At 60.3% G+C, this 13,802-nt stretch carries 14 protein-coding genes; 4 read left to right on the forward strand and 10 right to left on the reverse strand.

Going from position 1 to position 13,802, the window contains the following annotated elements:
* Positions 1 to 6 precede the first annotated feature (6 nt).
* The 7 genes from rnc to rpoZ form a co-directional block, all read right to left on the reverse strand.
* Complete coding sequence (gene rnc / locus ACTJKM_RS07405) at positions 7 to 723, reverse strand: ribonuclease III (protein ID WP_113513882.1); 717 nt, start codon at positions 721 to 723, stop codon at positions 7 to 9.
* Positions 723 to 1,466 (reverse strand): signal peptidase I, encoded by a 744-nt coding sequence (gene lepB, locus ACTJKM_RS07410; RefSeq protein ID WP_058320269.1) that lies wholly within the window; start codon positions 1,464 to 1,466, stop codon positions 723 to 725. The genes rnc and lepB overlap by 1 nt, the downstream gene beginning before the upstream one ends.
* A 161-nt stretch (positions 1,467 to 1,627) precedes the next feature.
* Positions 1,628 to 2,047 (reverse strand): holo-ACP synthase, encoded by a 420-nt coding sequence (gene acpS / locus ACTJKM_RS07415; protein ID WP_058320270.1) that lies wholly within the window; start codon positions 2,045 to 2,047, stop codon positions 1,628 to 1,630.
* Positions 2,044 to 2,499: a DUF2062 domain-containing protein gene (locus tag ACTJKM_RS07420; RefSeq protein ID WP_245296263.1), complete on the reverse strand. Its 456-nt coding sequence runs from the start codon at positions 2,497 to 2,499 to the stop codon at positions 2,044 to 2,046. The genes acpS and ACTJKM_RS07420 overlap by 4 nt, the downstream gene beginning before the upstream one ends.
* A gap of 288 nt (positions 2,500 to 2,787) precedes the next feature.
* Positions 2,788 to 2,937: a DUF3563 family protein gene (locus tag ACTJKM_RS07425; RefSeq protein WP_065377015.1), complete on the reverse strand. Its 150-nt coding sequence runs from the start codon at positions 2,935 to 2,937 to the stop codon at positions 2,788 to 2,790.
* A 194-nt stretch (positions 2,938 to 3,131) separates the two neighbouring features.
* Positions 3,132 to 5,357 carry a RelA/SpoT family protein gene (locus tag ACTJKM_RS07430; protein WP_057252812.1) on the reverse strand — a complete coding sequence of 742 codons (2,226 nt, stop codon included), beginning with the start codon at positions 5,355 to 5,357 and terminating at the stop codon, positions 3,132 to 3,134.
* A gap of 214 nt (positions 5,358 to 5,571) precedes the next feature.
* The gene (gene rpoZ / locus ACTJKM_RS07435) at positions 5,572 to 5,979 is read right to left on the reverse strand and encodes a DNA-directed RNA polymerase subunit omega (RefSeq protein WP_057252814.1); all 408 of its coding nucleotides are present in this window, start codon (positions 5,977 to 5,979) and stop codon (positions 5,572 to 5,574) included.
* Between the two features lie 467 nt (positions 5,980 to 6,446).
* Between rpoZ and ACTJKM_RS07440 the strand changes: the two genes are divergently transcribed.
* On the forward strand, positions 6,447 to 7,028 hold the full coding sequence (locus ACTJKM_RS07440) for a LabA-like NYN domain-containing protein (RefSeq protein ID WP_057252816.1): 582 nt from the start codon (positions 6,447 to 6,449) through the stop codon (positions 7,026 to 7,028).
* Positions 7,029 to 7,158: 130 nt separating this feature from the next.
* On the opposite strand, the gene smpB is transcribed toward ACTJKM_RS07440, so the two are convergent.
* Both smpB and dapA read right to left on the reverse strand, forming a co-directional pair.
* Positions 7,159 to 7,638 carry an SsrA-binding protein SmpB gene (gene smpB, locus ACTJKM_RS07445; RefSeq protein ID WP_057252818.1) on the reverse strand — a complete coding sequence of 160 codons (480 nt, stop codon included), beginning with the start codon at positions 7,636 to 7,638 and terminating at the stop codon, positions 7,159 to 7,161.
* Complete coding sequence (gene dapA, locus ACTJKM_RS07450) at positions 7,638 to 8,522, reverse strand: 4-hydroxy-tetrahydrodipicolinate synthase (RefSeq protein WP_440660093.1); 885 nt, start codon at positions 8,520 to 8,522, stop codon at positions 7,638 to 7,640. The genes smpB and dapA overlap by 1 nt, the downstream gene beginning before the upstream one ends.
* Positions 8,523 to 8,813: 291 nt before the next feature.
* On the opposite strand from dapA, the gene ACTJKM_RS07455 reads away from it, so the two are divergent.
* The 3 genes from ACTJKM_RS07455 to ACTJKM_RS07465 all read left to right on the forward strand — a co-directional run bounded on the left by ACTJKM_RS07455 (position 8,814) and on the right by ACTJKM_RS07465 (position 12,556).
* Positions 8,814 to 10,880, forward strand: coding sequence for a lytic transglycosylase domain-containing protein (locus ACTJKM_RS07455; RefSeq protein ID WP_440660094.1), 2,067 nt, complete (start codon positions 8,814 to 8,816; stop codon positions 10,878 to 10,880).
* A gap of 115 nt (positions 10,881 to 10,995) precedes the next feature.
* The gene (locus ACTJKM_RS07460; protein WP_440660095.1) at positions 10,996 to 11,499 is read left to right on the forward strand and encodes a BA14K family protein; all 504 of its coding nucleotides are present in this window, start codon (positions 10,996 to 10,998) and stop codon (positions 11,497 to 11,499) included.
* 157 nt (positions 11,500 to 11,656) lie between these two features.
* Positions 11,657 to 12,556 carry an alpha/beta fold hydrolase gene (locus ACTJKM_RS07465; RefSeq protein ID WP_440660096.1) on the forward strand — a complete coding sequence of 300 codons (900 nt, stop codon included), beginning with the start codon at positions 11,657 to 11,659 and terminating at the stop codon, positions 12,554 to 12,556.
* 171 nt (positions 12,557 to 12,727) lie between these two features.
* Here ACTJKM_RS07465 and ACTJKM_RS07470 read toward each other — a convergent pair whose 3' ends face one another.
* Positions 12,728 to 13,789, reverse strand: coding sequence for a porin (locus tag ACTJKM_RS07470; RefSeq protein ID WP_440659799.1), 1,062 nt, complete (start codon positions 13,787 to 13,789; stop codon positions 12,728 to 12,730).
* Positions 13,790 to 13,802: the final 13 nt, after the last annotated feature.

Raw genomic sequence — 13,802 nt, forward strand, 5'->3', positions numbered from 1 at the left:
TTTCCGTCAATTTCCGGCGGAGTTTTTCCGCCACACGCCTTCGCGTTCCAGCAATTTCATTGCGGCGACCTGTTCGGCGCCACGCTTGGACCTGTCGATCCCGGTCTCCGGCGCGACCCCCTCGATCTCCACGGTTACCGTGAAGCGGGGATCATGATCCGGGCCGGAACGATCGTCCGTCCTGTAAGTCGGCGCGATGCCAAACTTGGCATGCGCCCATTCCTGCAATTCGGTCTTCGCATCGCGGCGGGCACCGTCGGCGCGGACCGCCCGATCCTTCCAATGGCGCAGCACGAAGCCGCGGGCGGCCTCAAGGCCCCCATCGAGATAGATGGCGGCAATGAGCGACTCTACCACATCGGCGCGCACATTCATCATCGCCTTGCCGGTAATCTTCTTGACGTCGGAACCGGTGCGGATGAACTGGTGCAGTTCGAGATCGTCGGCGACCATGGCGCAGCTTTCGGCGCTGACGAGCTGGTTCAGCCGTACCGACAGCTCGCCTTCATTTGCATCGCGAAACGTCTGGAACAGAAGTTCGGCAATACAGAGCCCAAGTACCCGGTCGCCCAGGAACTCCAGGCGCTGATAATTGGAGCCTTTGGCGCTACGAGCGCTGGAATGGGTGAGCGCCCGATCCAGGCGCTCCTTCTCAGCAAACTGATAGCCAATCACGGTCTCGAGTTTTGCCCGATCCTCCGCGCTCAGCGACCGCGACTTCATTATTCGACCGCCTTGAACAGACGATCGTAACGCAGGTTCGCCGGCCACTTCCAGACTTCGCGGAACGAGGTGTCGTTGCCGAGCGAGAAGAAGATCATGCTGGCGCGGCCAACCAGGTTCTCGGCCGGGACGAAGCCGACGTCGAAGCGGCTGTCGGCCGAGTTGTCGCGGTTGTCGCCCATCATGAAGTAGTGACCTTCGGGCACGATGAATTCGCGGGTGTTGTCGCCGCGCGAATCCGGGAACTGGTCGAGCGTGTCGTAGGACACGCCGTTGTCCATCGTCTCACGATAGACCGGGACGTCTCCGCCGGTGTCGTACTGATCGTCGGCGCGGAAAGCACCGTCCGGCACGCGGTCGACCGGCTTGTCGTTGATGTAGAGGATGCTGTTGCGAACCTGGACGCGATCCCCCGGCAGGCCGACGAGGCGCTTGATATAGTCGATATCGGGGTTCGGCGGGAAGCGGAAGACGACGATATCGCCACGCTTCGGCTCGCTGGCGAAAATGCGGCCGGAGAACAGATCGGGAGAAAGCGGCAGCGAATACTTGGAAAAACCGTAGGCGAACTTGTTGACGAAGATGTAGTCGCCGACGAGCAGCGTCGGCATCATCGAGCCCGAGGGAATGGTGAAGGGCTGAAAGAGAACGGTACGGATGACTACGGCCAGGAGGAGCGCCTGGATAACGACCTTCACGTTTTCCCAGAGACCGCTCTGCTTCGCTTCTGTCTTTTCTGCCACGCTAGTGTCTTCCTTTATCATGGCAACGCCCTCACCGGGGCTTGCTCTTAACTTTCTTCCGCAGTTCTGATCCCACCTTCAAACTGCGTACAATCCGGTCTCATATGCTGCAGACTGCCTGCCCTTCAATCGCCTCGGACCGGGTTTTCCAGCGGAATGCTCTAAACCGTTCCCTCAACCGGGGCAACGGGCAGCGCTTCGATAATCACGAAGGCCTGCGCCAGAGGAAAATCGTCGGTGATCGTTAGGTGAATGGCCGCCCGGTGATGGGGCGGCAGCATCTGCGCCAGACGCTCCGCCGCACCGCCGGTGAGGTTCATTGTCGGTTTGCCGCCGGGCAAATTGATAACGCCCATGTCCTTCCAGAAGACGCCCTGCGCAAGACCCGTCCCCAGCGCCTTCGAACAGGCTTCCTTGGCGGCGAAGCGCTTGGCGTAGGACGCAGCCCTATTCTTCCGGCCTTCGGACTTGGCGATCTCGATTTCCGTGAAACAGCGCTGCACGAAGCGCTCGCCGAAGCGAGAAAGCGAGTTTTCGATCCGCCTGATATCGATCAGGTCGCTGCCTATGCCAATGATCATGAGGAAGATCCGAAGTCTTTGGTGCGCGCCCGGCGTCGCTTTTGAAAGATGCGAGCAGCGTGGTAGGCCGCAAGATAGGAAATCAGCGCGCCGGCGGCGGCCAGCGGCAGGGAACCGATGAGCATCGGCTTGAAGACCGGTCCCCAAAGGGCAGAGAGGTCAAGGTGCTCGACCATGCGCATCACGTCGGCGCTGCTGGCGGCGTGCGCGCTTTCCACACCCAAGATGGCGATGCCCAACTCATAGGACGCGGTCAGGATCATCGGGATCGTCACCGGATTGGCAAGCGCGGTGGTGATCGCGGCGGCAACCAGATTGCCGGAGAACACGAAGGCCAGGGCGACGGCTATGACGATGTGCAGGCCGAAGAACGGCGTAAACGACGACGCTACGCCCGCAGCCACCCCGACAGCAATCGAGTGCGGCGTCGAGGAGAGGCGCAGGATCCGCAAGGTAATGTAGCGCGGACCACGCCGAAAGCCCTTGCGCGGCCAAAGGAGTGCGCGGAGCCTTTCGGAAATCGTGACCGGGTTTCTGCGTCTAAATAACATTCTGCCGTCATGACCGCATCTTGGAGCCGTCGACCGGCACAAGACGGCGCGTCCGCCTGTTTGCTGGCCGCAAGATAGGCGTCATGGCTGCGGCTTGCAACCCGCCGGCGCGCCGCGCATATGTCGCAGGCAAGCCATTCACGGAACGCATGGCTTCAGCATCCCGCCACCAGACGGGACGCGATCGACTTAGTAGTTGCGGAACAGGCCGCGATCGATCTGGCGCTGACGGTACTCGAGATCGATGCGATCGACCGAACTATTGAGATAGGCGAGCTCGCGCTCTTCCTGAGTGGGGACGCGCAGTGCGCGGGTGATCTTCTTCAACTGATTGAACATGGCAAACCTCTTTGTTTACCTCCCGATACTGAAGATAGTTTAGAAGTCCCTTTTCCACCAGTTCCAGGAAAAGGCGGCAGCCATGCAGTCACAGCATGCCTTGCCGCTTTGCCATGCACCTCGTGCCTGTTTTTGAGGCAGCGACATGTAGAACCAACGGCCACGGCGGCCCTGCAGGCGCCGCGCCGGTTGGCTCATTCAAAGAGGCGCTTCACCGTGGACACGCTCGGAAGCTCCTTGAGCTGCGTGATCAGATGGTTGAGCTGGCGCAGATCCCAGACTTCAAGATCGAACTGCAGCTCGCTGAAGTCCGCCGCCACGCGGCCCATCGAGAGTGAGCGGATATTGACGTCGCTGGTCGCGATCGCCTGAGCCACTTCGGCCAGCGTTCCCGGCTCATTCAGGGCGCTGATTGCAATCCGAGCCATGAAGCGGCTGCTGTTGGCTTCGTCCAGATCCCAGCGCACATCGATCCAGCGCTCCGGTTCGTCGTCGAATTTCTGCAGGATGGGCGACTGGATCGGATAGATGGTGATGCCCTTGTCCTTTTCCATGATGCCGACGATACGATCGCCGGGAATGGCACCGGCGGGGCTGAAATGCACCTCGGCATTGCCGGAGAGACCGCGGATTGGAAGCGCTTCCGGCCCTTCGACCTGTACTGCGCCGTTCGCATCCTTACCAAGCCCCGGCAGTTTGAACACCATGCCGGCGGCGCTGCGCATGTTGAACCAGCCATCGTCGGCGCTCGGCTTCACCGTCACGCGCTCATCCTGGTGATCCGGGAAGACCGCGCGCAGGACATCGAGCGAAGAGAGCTCGCCGCGACCGACCGCAGCGATCGCGTCTTCGACTTCCTTCTGACCGAGACGATGCAGCGCCGGCTTCAGCGCCTCGCGCGAAAACGTCTTGCTGGCGCGCTCGAAGGTGCGCTCCAGAATGCGATAGCCGAGGCCGGCATATTGCTTGCGAACCGCGGCGCGCGTCGCGCGGCGGATCGCCGAGCGCGCCTTGCCGGTGACGACGATCTCTTCCCAGGCCGGCGGCGGCACCTGAATGCCCGAGCGAATGATCTCCACCTCGTCACCATTGTTGAGGCGTGTGACCAGCGGCATGATGCGGCCGTTGATCTTGGCGCCGACGCAGGTGTCGCCGATGTTGGTGTGTACGGCGTAGGCGAAGTCGATCGGCGTCGCGCCACGCGGCAGCGCGATGAGCTGCCCCTTGGGCGTGAAGCAGAACACCTGATCCTGGAACAGCTCGAGCTTGGTGTGCTCGAGGAATTCTTCGGGGTTGTCGCCCTCCGCGAGGGATTCGATCGTGCGCCTGAGCCAGGAATAGGCGTTCGACGTCGGCGAAAGGGCCTGATCCGCCGAGTTCCCCTCCCCGTCCTTGTAGAGCGAGTGGGCCGCGATACCGTATTCGGCGATATCGTTCATGCGCCGCGTGCGGATCTGCAGCTCGATGCGCTGGCGCGAAGGGCCGACGATCGTGGTGTGGATCGACTGATAGTCGTTCTGCTTCGGCGTCGAGATGTAGTCCTTGAAGCGACCTGGAACAACGCGCCAGCGGGTGTGCACGATGCCGAGCGCCCGGTAGCAGGACGGGATGTCATCGACGATGATGCGGAAACCCCAGACGTCGGAAAGCTGTTCGAAGGACAGCGACTTCGACTGCATCTTGCGGAAGACCGAATAGGGCTTCTTCTGGCGGCCCTTGACCTGCGCAGCCTTCAGGCCTTCGGCCTGAAGCAGTTCGCGCAACTCGTCCTCGATCTTCTTGATCAGACCTTCGTTGCGCTGGGAAAGCTCTTCCAGTCGCCTAGTGACCGTCTCGAAAGCTTCCGGGTTGATGTGGCGGAACGAGAGATTTTCGAGCTCTTCGCGCATATCCTGCATACCCATGCGGCCGGCGAGCGGCGCATAGATATCCATCGTTTCTTCGGAGATGCGGGCCCGCTTTTCCGCCGACATGTGGTCGAGCGTGCGCATGTTGTGCAGCCGGTCGGCAAGCTTGACCAAAAGCACACGCACGTCGTCCGAGATCGCCAGCAGCAGTTTGCGCAGGTTCTCAGCCTGCTTGGCCTTCTTGGTGACGAGATCGAGCTTCTTGATCTTCGTCAGCCCCTCGACGAGCGCACCGATGTCTTCGCCGAAGAGATCATCAATCTCCTGGCGGGTCGCGGTCGTGTCTTCGATCGTGTCGTGCAGCAGCGCGACCGCAATGGTCGACTCGTCGAGCCGCATTTCCGTCAGGATCGCAGCCACTTCCAGGGGATGAGAGATATAGGGATCGCCGCTTGCCCGCTTCTGCTGGCCATGCTTCTGCATCGCATAGACGTAGGCCTTGTTCAGCAAGGCTTCATTGACGTCGGGCTTGTATTTTTGCACGCGCTCAACGAGCTCGTATTGGCGCATCATTCGCTAGCGGTCCTCTGGATCAGGGTGATTTTAGGTCGAAACGACCTAAATCATAAACGTAATCGTTTCTCATAAGGTAGAGCGGGATGCGGGCGGACAACCGCATCCACTTTTCCTCATCCCGCTCCAGAAGAAATCAATAAAAAAGTGCGCCAATCATACGAGTGGCGCACTGCTTTGAAAACACGCAGGAACGGTCGTTCCGCGAAGGATCTCAGTAGTCGTCGCTCTTTTCCGGCGGCACAAGACCTTCGATGCCGGCCAACAGTTCTTCTTCCGACATGCGGTCGAACGTGATCGCTTCCGGCTGATCTTCGTCTTCGGCAACTTCGGTGAAGGTGGTTTCCGCTTCCGATTGAAGCAGCGAAGCCGGATCGGGCTCGGGCTCGTCCACTTCAACATGCTTCTGCAGCGAATGGATCAGATCTTCCTTGAGGTCGCCGGGAGAAAGCGTCTCATCGGCGATCTCGCGCAGCGCAACGACCGGGTTCTTGTCGTTGTCGCGGTCGATGGTGATGGCGGCACCCTGGGAAATCAGGCGCGCGCGGTGGCTGGCAAGCAGAACGAGTTCGAAACGGTTATCGACCTTGTCGATGCAATCTTCGACGGTGACGCGGGCCATTGCCTGTCCTTTTGGGCTCGAAGCGCGGCGGCATCGCCGCTGCACGGATTGACGACACGAAACCGGAACGGCCGTCTAGCGACGGCCTCGTCGGCTCCGATTTCTGGAATTAGCCGCCCGGATACAATCAAAACAAGACAAGTTCAAGTTTTTCCTGCAAGTGCCGCTCACGTAACGTCACACTTCGTGATAAAATGCGATCATAATGGGCTGGAAAACCTTAGCCGCAAACATCTGGTTGCATCATTGGCCTCGACGCCAAAACGCCTGGTAGAAAAGGCACTCCAGGGATGTGGACTATCTATAGCAACTGCTAAAACTAGCTATATTCGCGAGCGCCCTGCTGGAATAATGCAATGCCTAGCCTACATTATTTGCAATATCAGCAATTATTAATGTAACCGACTTATTTTTGCGTATCGGCCGGCAGCGGGCATTTGATGCGCCGGCATTGAAAAGGAAAGACGATGTTTGATCCCCGCGAAAAGATCGCACTTTTTATCGACGGCGCCAATCTCTACGCGGCATCGAAGAGCCTCGGCTTTGACATTGACTATCGCAAACTCCTGAAAGCCTTTCAAAAACGCGGTTACCTGCTGCGCGCCTACTACTACACCGCCCTCATTGAAGATCAGGAATATTCTTCGATCCGCCCGCTGATCGACTGGCTAGACTACAATGGTTACAAGGTCGTGACGAAGCCGGCCAAAGAATTCACCGACTCACTTGGCCGCCGCAAGATCAAGGGCAACATGGACATCGAACTGGCGATCGATGCGATGGAACAGTCCGAGACCGTCGATCACCTCGTCATCTTCTCCGGTGACGGCGACTTCACCACACTCGTCGAAGCGCTGCAGCGCAAGGGCCGCAAGGTCTCGGTCGTGTCGACAATGTCCACCCAGCCACCGATGATTGCCGACGACCTTCGTCGCCAGGCCGATCACTTCATCGACCTCGCAACGCTGCGGGCCGAAATCGGCCGCGAGCCTTCCGAACGCACGCCACGGCATACGGCCGAACCGGTGGCGGACCCCGTCGAAATCTAAAGCGGCGATCTAGCGGACCAAGGATCGCTTAGATCATTTCATTGTCTCATCGAAACACTGAAGTGATCTAAGTCTTTGAAATTACGCAATCCCGGACGGAAAACCGTTTAGCACTTTTCCTGGAATTGCTCTAGCCACGATCCTTCAGCAGGCGGTTTTTCTGCCGGTTCCAATCGCGCTCTTTCGAGGTCTCGCGCTTGTCGTGGAGCTTCTTGCCCTTGCCGAGCGCCAGTTCGAGCTTGGCCCGACCGCGCTCGTTGAAGTAGATGCGCAGCGGGATCAGCGACATTCCTTCGCGATTGACCGCGCCCTGCAGACGATTGACCTCGCGCTTCGACAGAAGCAGCTTCCGCCGCCGCCGGGTTTCATGGTTGAAGCGGTTCGCCTGCAGATATTCCGGCAGATAGGAGTTGATCAGCCAGATCTCTCCACCTTCGTCCGTCGCATAGGATTCAGCAATGTTGGCCTTGCCTTCGCGCAACGACTTGACCTCGGTGCCGGTCAGAACCAGACCGGCCTCGTAGGTGTCGACGATCTCGTAGTTGAAGCGGGCCTTTCGGTTTTCCGCCACAACCTTGTTGACCGTGCGCTGGCTTCCTTTGGGTGCCATCAGTTCATCAATCCTGCATGCCTCAGCGCCGCGTCGATCGCCACCTCGGTTGCCGGCTCCAGCGTCGACAGCAGCGGCGAGCGCACGGTGCGGCTCATCCGGCCGAGGCGGTTCAGCGCATATTTCGCGCCGCAAAGGCCGGGCTCCATGAAGATCGCCTTGTGCAGCGGCATCAGCTTGTCTTGATAGGCGAGCGCCTTGGCGAATTCACCGGCAAGCGTCGCCTCCTGGAACTCGGCGCAGAGGCGCGGAGCGACATTGGCCGTGACGGAAATGCAGCCGACGCCACCATGGGCGTTGAAACCGAGCGCGGTTGCGTCCTCACCGGAAAGCTGAACGAAATCCAGACCGCAGGCCATGCGCTGTTCGGAAACGCGCTCGATCTTGCCGGTCGCATCCTTGACGCCGATGATATTCGCATAGGCCTTGCTAAGCGCCGCCATGGTCTCGACACTCATATCCACGACCGAGCGGCCGGGGATGTTGTAGATGACGATCGGCAGCTTCACGCTTTCGGCGATCGCGGCATAATGCGCGAAGAGGCCCTTCTGCGTCGGCTTGTTGTAATAGGGCGTGACAACGAGGATCGCATCGGCACCAGCCTTTTCGGCATGCTGCGCGAGCTCGACTGCTTCCGTCGTGTTGTTGGAGCCGGCGCCGGCGATCACCGGCACCCGCTTGGCCGCCGCCTCGATGCAGAGCTCGACGACTTTCTTGTGCTCGTCATGGGAAAGGGTCGGAGACTCGCCGGTGGTGCCGACCGGCACGAGACCATGGCTGCCTTCTTTTATCTGCCATTCCACATGCGCGACGAAACCATCCGCATCCACCGCGCCGGTGGCGGTGAACGGTGTTACGAGAGCGGGAATGGAACCCTTGAACATGCACAACTCCTGACGGCGCAAAGACGCAAAATGCACTCATGCTTTGGCCGTAATCGACGGTTAAAAAACTGCCGCACCATAATCATGTGAGGGGGCTGCGGCAAGCGTCGTGACACGGCATTTCACGCCGGTTTTCATGCAAAAGCTTGACGTTCGGCCCGCATAATGGTCCCGCTCCGCCATAGGCCTGGGGCGGCATGGTGCGATTGCCATGATCAATATTGGCCGCTAGTCTTGCCTCAGACAATCCGGCGGCAGCTGAATGTGAGACACGGGGAACACGGCCTCTTGATGCGCGGATCAAATTTTCTGCCTGTCGCCGCCATCGTCGGCGCTGCGTTGCTCACATCGCCGGCCTTCAGTTCCGAAACGCCGGAGCGGATACCGGTTCCGGCGCATAAACCCGACATATCGAACAAGGCTGCGCAGGTTGCCGCCGACGAAACCACCAATGCCATTCCGGCGATCGTCACCCCGGTCAACAGCGATCTGAAGACAGGGCTTGACGCCCTCTCCAGCCGGGAGCCGGCGACCGCGATTTCCGTGCGCAATGCCATGAGCCGCGATGCACTCGACCGTCACATCCTGACCTGGGCGATTGCCGTTTCCGGCCAGCGCGGCATTCCTTCCTTTGAGATCGCCGATGCCCAGCGCGAACTTCAGGGATGGCCCGGCCTGAAATCCCTGCGCGCCAATTCGGAGCGGGCGCTCTATCGCGAAAACCCGCCGGCGCCTGACGTCCTTGCCGCCTTTGGCAACACGCAGCCCGAGACAACCGAGGGAACCCTGATCCTGGCTCGTGCCCTTGTCGCCCAGGGACAAACGGAAGCAGCGGCGAAACGGTTGCGCGGAATTTGGCAACGGGACGCGCTCGACAAGGATATCGAGACCCGGATTCTCGCGGAGTTCTCCAGTCTACTAACACCCGTCGATCAGCAGCGGCGCATGGCCATGCTCCTCTACCGCAATCGCGTCGAACAGGCCGAACGCTTTGGCGATCTCGGCAAGGCGCAGTCGCTCTATCGTGCCTGGGCAGCAGTCAGCCGCGGCAACGACAAGGCAGATGCGCTGATCGCGGCGGTCGATCCTTCCTGGCGCAAGGATCCCGCCTATCTCTTCATTCAGATCGAGTCCTTGCGCAAACAGAAGAAGTACGAGGAAGCGGCCAAGTTGCTTGCCCGTATGCCAAAGGACAGAGGGGTGCTCGTCAATCCTGGCGAGTGGTGGGTCGAGCAACGCGTTGTCAGCCGAGGCCTGCTCGACGCCGGCGACTTCAAGGGCGCCTACCGGATCGCCGCCGGTCATATGGCCACGGAGGCGACCGATATCGTCGATGCCGAATTCCACGCCGGCTGGTATGCACTACGCGGCATGGAAGATCCGGCGATCGCAGCTCGCCATTTCCGCCGCATCCTCGATGCGTCAAACCGCCCGCTTTCCGCCTCCCGCGCCTGGTACTGGCTGGGCCGGTCGGTCGAGGCCGGCGGACCGGGCAATGCCAGCGAGTATTTCGCCAATGCGGCGCGCTACCCCGGCACCTTCTATGGGCAACTCGCAGCCGCCCGGCTCGGCCGCAAGGCGCTAAATGTCGCCTACCCTGCCCCGTCGGCGGGCGATCGGACACAATTCGAAAATCGCGAGGCGGTGCGGGCGATCTCCCGCCTTGAAAGCGCCGGCCATGCCTGGCGCGCCGACAGTATCTACCGTGCGCTTGCCGAAGAACTGAACAGTCCCGGCGAACTCGCCCTGCTTTCGGCGCGCGCCGAGAAGGCCGGAAACCACCAGCTTTCGCTCCAGATCGGCAAGATTGCATTCGGACGCGGCATCGATGTCGCGGCCCTCGCCTTCCCCGTCGGCGTGATTCCTTCGAGCGCCAATATCGACGGTTCCGGCAAGGCGCTCGCGTATGCGATCGCGCGGCAGGAGAGTGCCTTCAATCCCGCAGCCATCTCCACCGCCAATGCCCGCGGCCTGCTGCAACTGATGCCGGGTACCGCCAAGGGCGTCGCCAGCCGCTATGGCCTTGCCTATTCGCAGGACCGGCTGACCAGCGATGCCGGCTACAACGCCACGCTTGGCGCTCACTATCTCGGCGAACAGATCAGCAGTTTTGGCGGGTCCTATATCCTGACCTTCATTGCCTACAACGCCGGACCGCGCCGTGTTCCGGAATGGCTTGGCCGCTATGGCGATCCGCGCGGCAAGCCGATCGACGAAGTCGTCGACTGGATCGAGCGCATTCCATTCCAGGAGACCCGCAATTATGTACAGCGGGTCATGGAAAACTATCAGGTTTACAAGTCGAGGCTCGGGCAGAACGCCGACATCGTCGAAGATCTGAGGGTGGGGCGGCAATAACCGAACGCGCCACCCGCCGTTCAAGTAATCGTGATGATCGCCGGCGGCACAAAAGGCGGCTTAAGCCATTTCCCTTCTGAAGGTTCGATCTTTCCTGAAGGAAATGGTGAACACAATGAAGACCTTATCCATTATCGCCCTGTCTCTGGCGACGGCAATGAGCAGTGTTCCGCCTGCCAATGCATTCCCGATCGCTCCGCAGGTATCTCGAACGACTGACATTCAAAAGGCTCAGTTCCCATACGAGCGCGGCGAAGCCCGAAAGAACCGCCCCAGTTGTGTCGTTCCTTATTGCGAGCGCGGCGGCCGGCGCGGCTATTACCGGGATGGCGATAGACGCGGATACTATCGGGACGGCTATTACCGGGATGGCTACTATCGCGACCGTTATCGCCGCCACTACCACAACGACAATGATGTCGGCGCTTTCATTGGTGGGCTTGCGGCAGGCGCAATCGTCGGTGGTTTGTTGAGCCAGCCGCGATACAATGGGCCGCGCGCAGTCAGCGGCAATGGGCATACGCGCTGGTGCTACGCCCGCTATCGGTCCTATCGCGCCTGGGACAACTCGTATCAGCCCTATGGCGGTCCACGGCGACAATGCAATTCGCCCTACTGACAAGGCAGATGACCACGTTCACAGTGATGCCAACTTCGCCGCTTGAAGTGGCGCGCTGCTAGCGAGCCATTCGCAGCGAATGCGCGCTATGCGCACGCCTTGCTCTTTCACCTCGAGCCGCTACGATCCTGCGTTAGCGGTTGGAGGCAGGCAGACGATGAATCAAGGCGGGTTTCGGGAACATCGGTTCCTCGCGGCTGATGATTTGCAACTCTACGCGCGAAGCTACTGCCCTGTACTCCCCGCACCTGCAGTTCCGATCATCTGCCTGCCGGGCCTCACCCGCAACAGCCGCGATTTTCACGAGCTCGCAATCTTTCTTTCGTCACCGTCCGGTGGCGGACACACCGTCTTCTCACTCGATTATCGCGGCCGAGGCAATTCGCAGCGTGACGACGACAAGAGCCACTACTCAATCGCAATCGAAACAACCGACGTCATTACGGCCTGCACGCATCTGGGGGTTGATCGCGCAGTTTTTATCGGCACTTCCCGCGGGGGGCTGATCCTGCACCACCTCATCGGGGTTGCACCCGGCCTCATTGCAGGCGCGGTGCTCAATGACATTGGGCCCGCCATCGAAATCGAGGGCCTGCTGGCCATCCGGGACTATCTCAACAAGGAGCCAGGCGAGCCGACAAGCTGGTCCATGGCGCCTGGCTATCTGAAAGAACTCCACGGAGCCGATTTCCCGATCCTTGGCGAACGCGATTGGCTACAAATGGCAAAGGCGGTCTACCGCGACGAGGACGGCACACCGGTGCCAGATTTTGATGTAGCCATCGCGCAGCAACTGCTTGGCCTGACCGCTGAGACAGCGTTGCCAGATCTCTGGCCGCAGTATGAGGCCCTTTCCCGGATGCCGCTTTTGGTTATCAGAGGTGAGCACTCCCGGCTTCTCTCGGAAGGGACGGCAAGAGAGATGTACAAGCGGCATTCCGGGGCGGTAGCATTCACCGCACGAGGTCAAGGCCATGCACCGCTTCTGCACCTCGACGGCCCTCGCCAGGCAGTGAGCGCCTTTGTCACCGCCATCACAGCTGCGGCGCCAAGCTAGCACCGATCGGCTGCACTCAGAGGGCCATCTGGACCATTGACCTCGACGGGCGCATGCACCCGGCTTAACCGGGTCGCGTCGCCGGCGCGTGGCTGAGCGTTGCACAATTCAGAAACGAAAAAACCCGGCTCGAAAGCCGGGTTTCTCTCTCCTGACCGAAGTCAGACGATATTAGAAGTCGCGCTGCAGACGGACGAAGCCGAATACCTGGTCGTCGCTGTTGTCAGCATCTTCATACTGAACCGAAACGCGGGTCGCGAGGCCTTCGGTGATCTTGTAGTCCAACGTTACGCCAGCGCGCCACATATCGTCGCTGCCAAAGTCGGTGACCGAGTCCTGCAGGCTGCCGAAGTACTGAACGCCGGGGGTGACGGCGAGCTTGTCGGTGGCGTTCCAGCGGTACGAAGCTGCAACGGACCACTCGGAAGCGTTCCAGTAGGTGTTCGGGTTGGAAGCCCAGATACCAGCAAGCTGGAAGACGCCCGGACCGAGGTCAGCCGAGAGCAAGCCGCGGATCGCGCCTTCTTCCCATTCGGTGTCGTAGCCGCCGAGCAAGTCGAAGGAAACGCCGCCGACCGAAGCCGAAACGATACCGGAGATGCCGATGCCGTTAGCCTTGGTGGACCAGCCTTCGAGCTCGTCAACCGAGATACCAGCCTGGAACGAACCACCGTCGTAGAGGTAGGCGATCGAGTTGAACTCGGTGACGTTGCCGAGCGTGTCGGTTTCGCCGTTCAGGCCCTTATCCCACCAGTTGTAGAAGAAACCAGCCTTGAGGCCACCGAGCTGGATGTAGGCTTCATCAACGTCGATGAAGTCGCTATCGCCAGAGTCGGTGTCGTTGTCGGCGTTGAACTCAGCGGCGAAGAAGCCGGTGAGCGTGCCGTACTCGGTGTCGCTTTTGGCGTCGAACGAGATGTAAGCGCGCGAGAAGGCATCCCAGTCAGACGTGGACTGATCGAGTACACCGTTGCCGTCGAAGTCGTGGTCACGCTGGTCATAACGGCTGGTCGAAGCGTCGTCACCAAACGAGGTCTGGAAACGGATGAAGCCGCCAATCTTGAGGCAGGTTTCGGTGCCCGGGATGTAGAAGTAGCCAGTGCCGAAAGCGTCGCAAACGCGAACGTATTCCATGGGCTCCGGCTCGGCTGCGACGATTGCGTCGGCTGCCTGTGCGCCGGATACTGCTGCGAGAGCAGCAGCGGAGCCGAGAAGAAGGCTCTTGATGTTCATTTCTGACCTCCAG

It is taken from the genome of Ensifer sp. 22460, assembly GCF_052044935.1.
Taxonomy (GTDB): Bacteria; Pseudomonadota; Alphaproteobacteria; order Rhizobiales; family Rhizobiaceae; genus Ensifer.

What these genes read in the sequence shown, in the direction of transcription:
- ACTJKM_RS07470 (WP_440659799.1), bottom strand. Translation starts at nt 13,789, where the DNA reads ATGAACATCAAGAGCCTTCTTCTCGGCTCCGCTGCTGCTCTCGCAGCA.
- smpB (WP_057252818.1), bottom strand. Translation starts at nt 7,638, where the DNA reads ATGGCACCCAAAGGAAGCCAGCGCACGGTCAACAAGGTTGTGGCGGAA.
- ACTJKM_RS07430 (WP_057252812.1), bottom strand. Translation starts at nt 5,357, where the DNA reads ATGATGCGCCAATACGAGCTCGTTGAGCGCGTGCAAAAATACAAGCCC.
- rnc (WP_113513882.1), bottom strand. Translation starts at nt 723, where the DNA reads ATGAAGTCGCGGTCGCTGAGCGCGGAGGATCGGGCAAAACTCGAGACC.
- acpS (WP_058320270.1), bottom strand. Translation starts at nt 2,047, where the DNA reads ATGATCATTGGCATAGGCAGCGACCTGATCGATATCAGGCGGATCGAA.
- dapA (WP_440660093.1), bottom strand. Translation starts at nt 8,522, where the DNA reads ATGTTCAAGGGTTCCATTCCCGCTCTCGTAACACCGTTCACCGCCACC.
- ACTJKM_RS07425 (WP_065377015.1), bottom strand. Translation starts at nt 2,937, where the DNA reads ATGTTCAATCAGTTGAAGAAGATCACCCGCGCACTGCGCGTCCCCACT.
- ACTJKM_RS07455 (WP_440660094.1), top strand. Translation starts at nt 8,814, where the DNA reads ATGCGCGGATCAAATTTTCTGCCTGTCGCCGCCATCGTCGGCGCTGCG.
- ACTJKM_RS07440 (WP_057252816.1), top strand. Translation starts at nt 6,447, where the DNA reads ATGTTTGATCCCCGCGAAAAGATCGCACTTTTTATCGACGGCGCCAAT.
- ACTJKM_RS07460 (WP_440660095.1), top strand. Translation starts at nt 10,996, where the DNA reads ATGAAGACCTTATCCATTATCGCCCTGTCTCTGGCGACGGCAATGAGC.
- ACTJKM_RS07465 (WP_440660096.1), top strand. Translation starts at nt 11,657, where the DNA reads ATGAATCAAGGCGGGTTTCGGGAACATCGGTTCCTCGCGGCTGATGAT.
- rpoZ (WP_057252814.1), bottom strand. Translation starts at nt 5,979, where the DNA reads ATGGCCCGCGTCACCGTCGAAGATTGCATCGACAAGGTCGATAACCGT.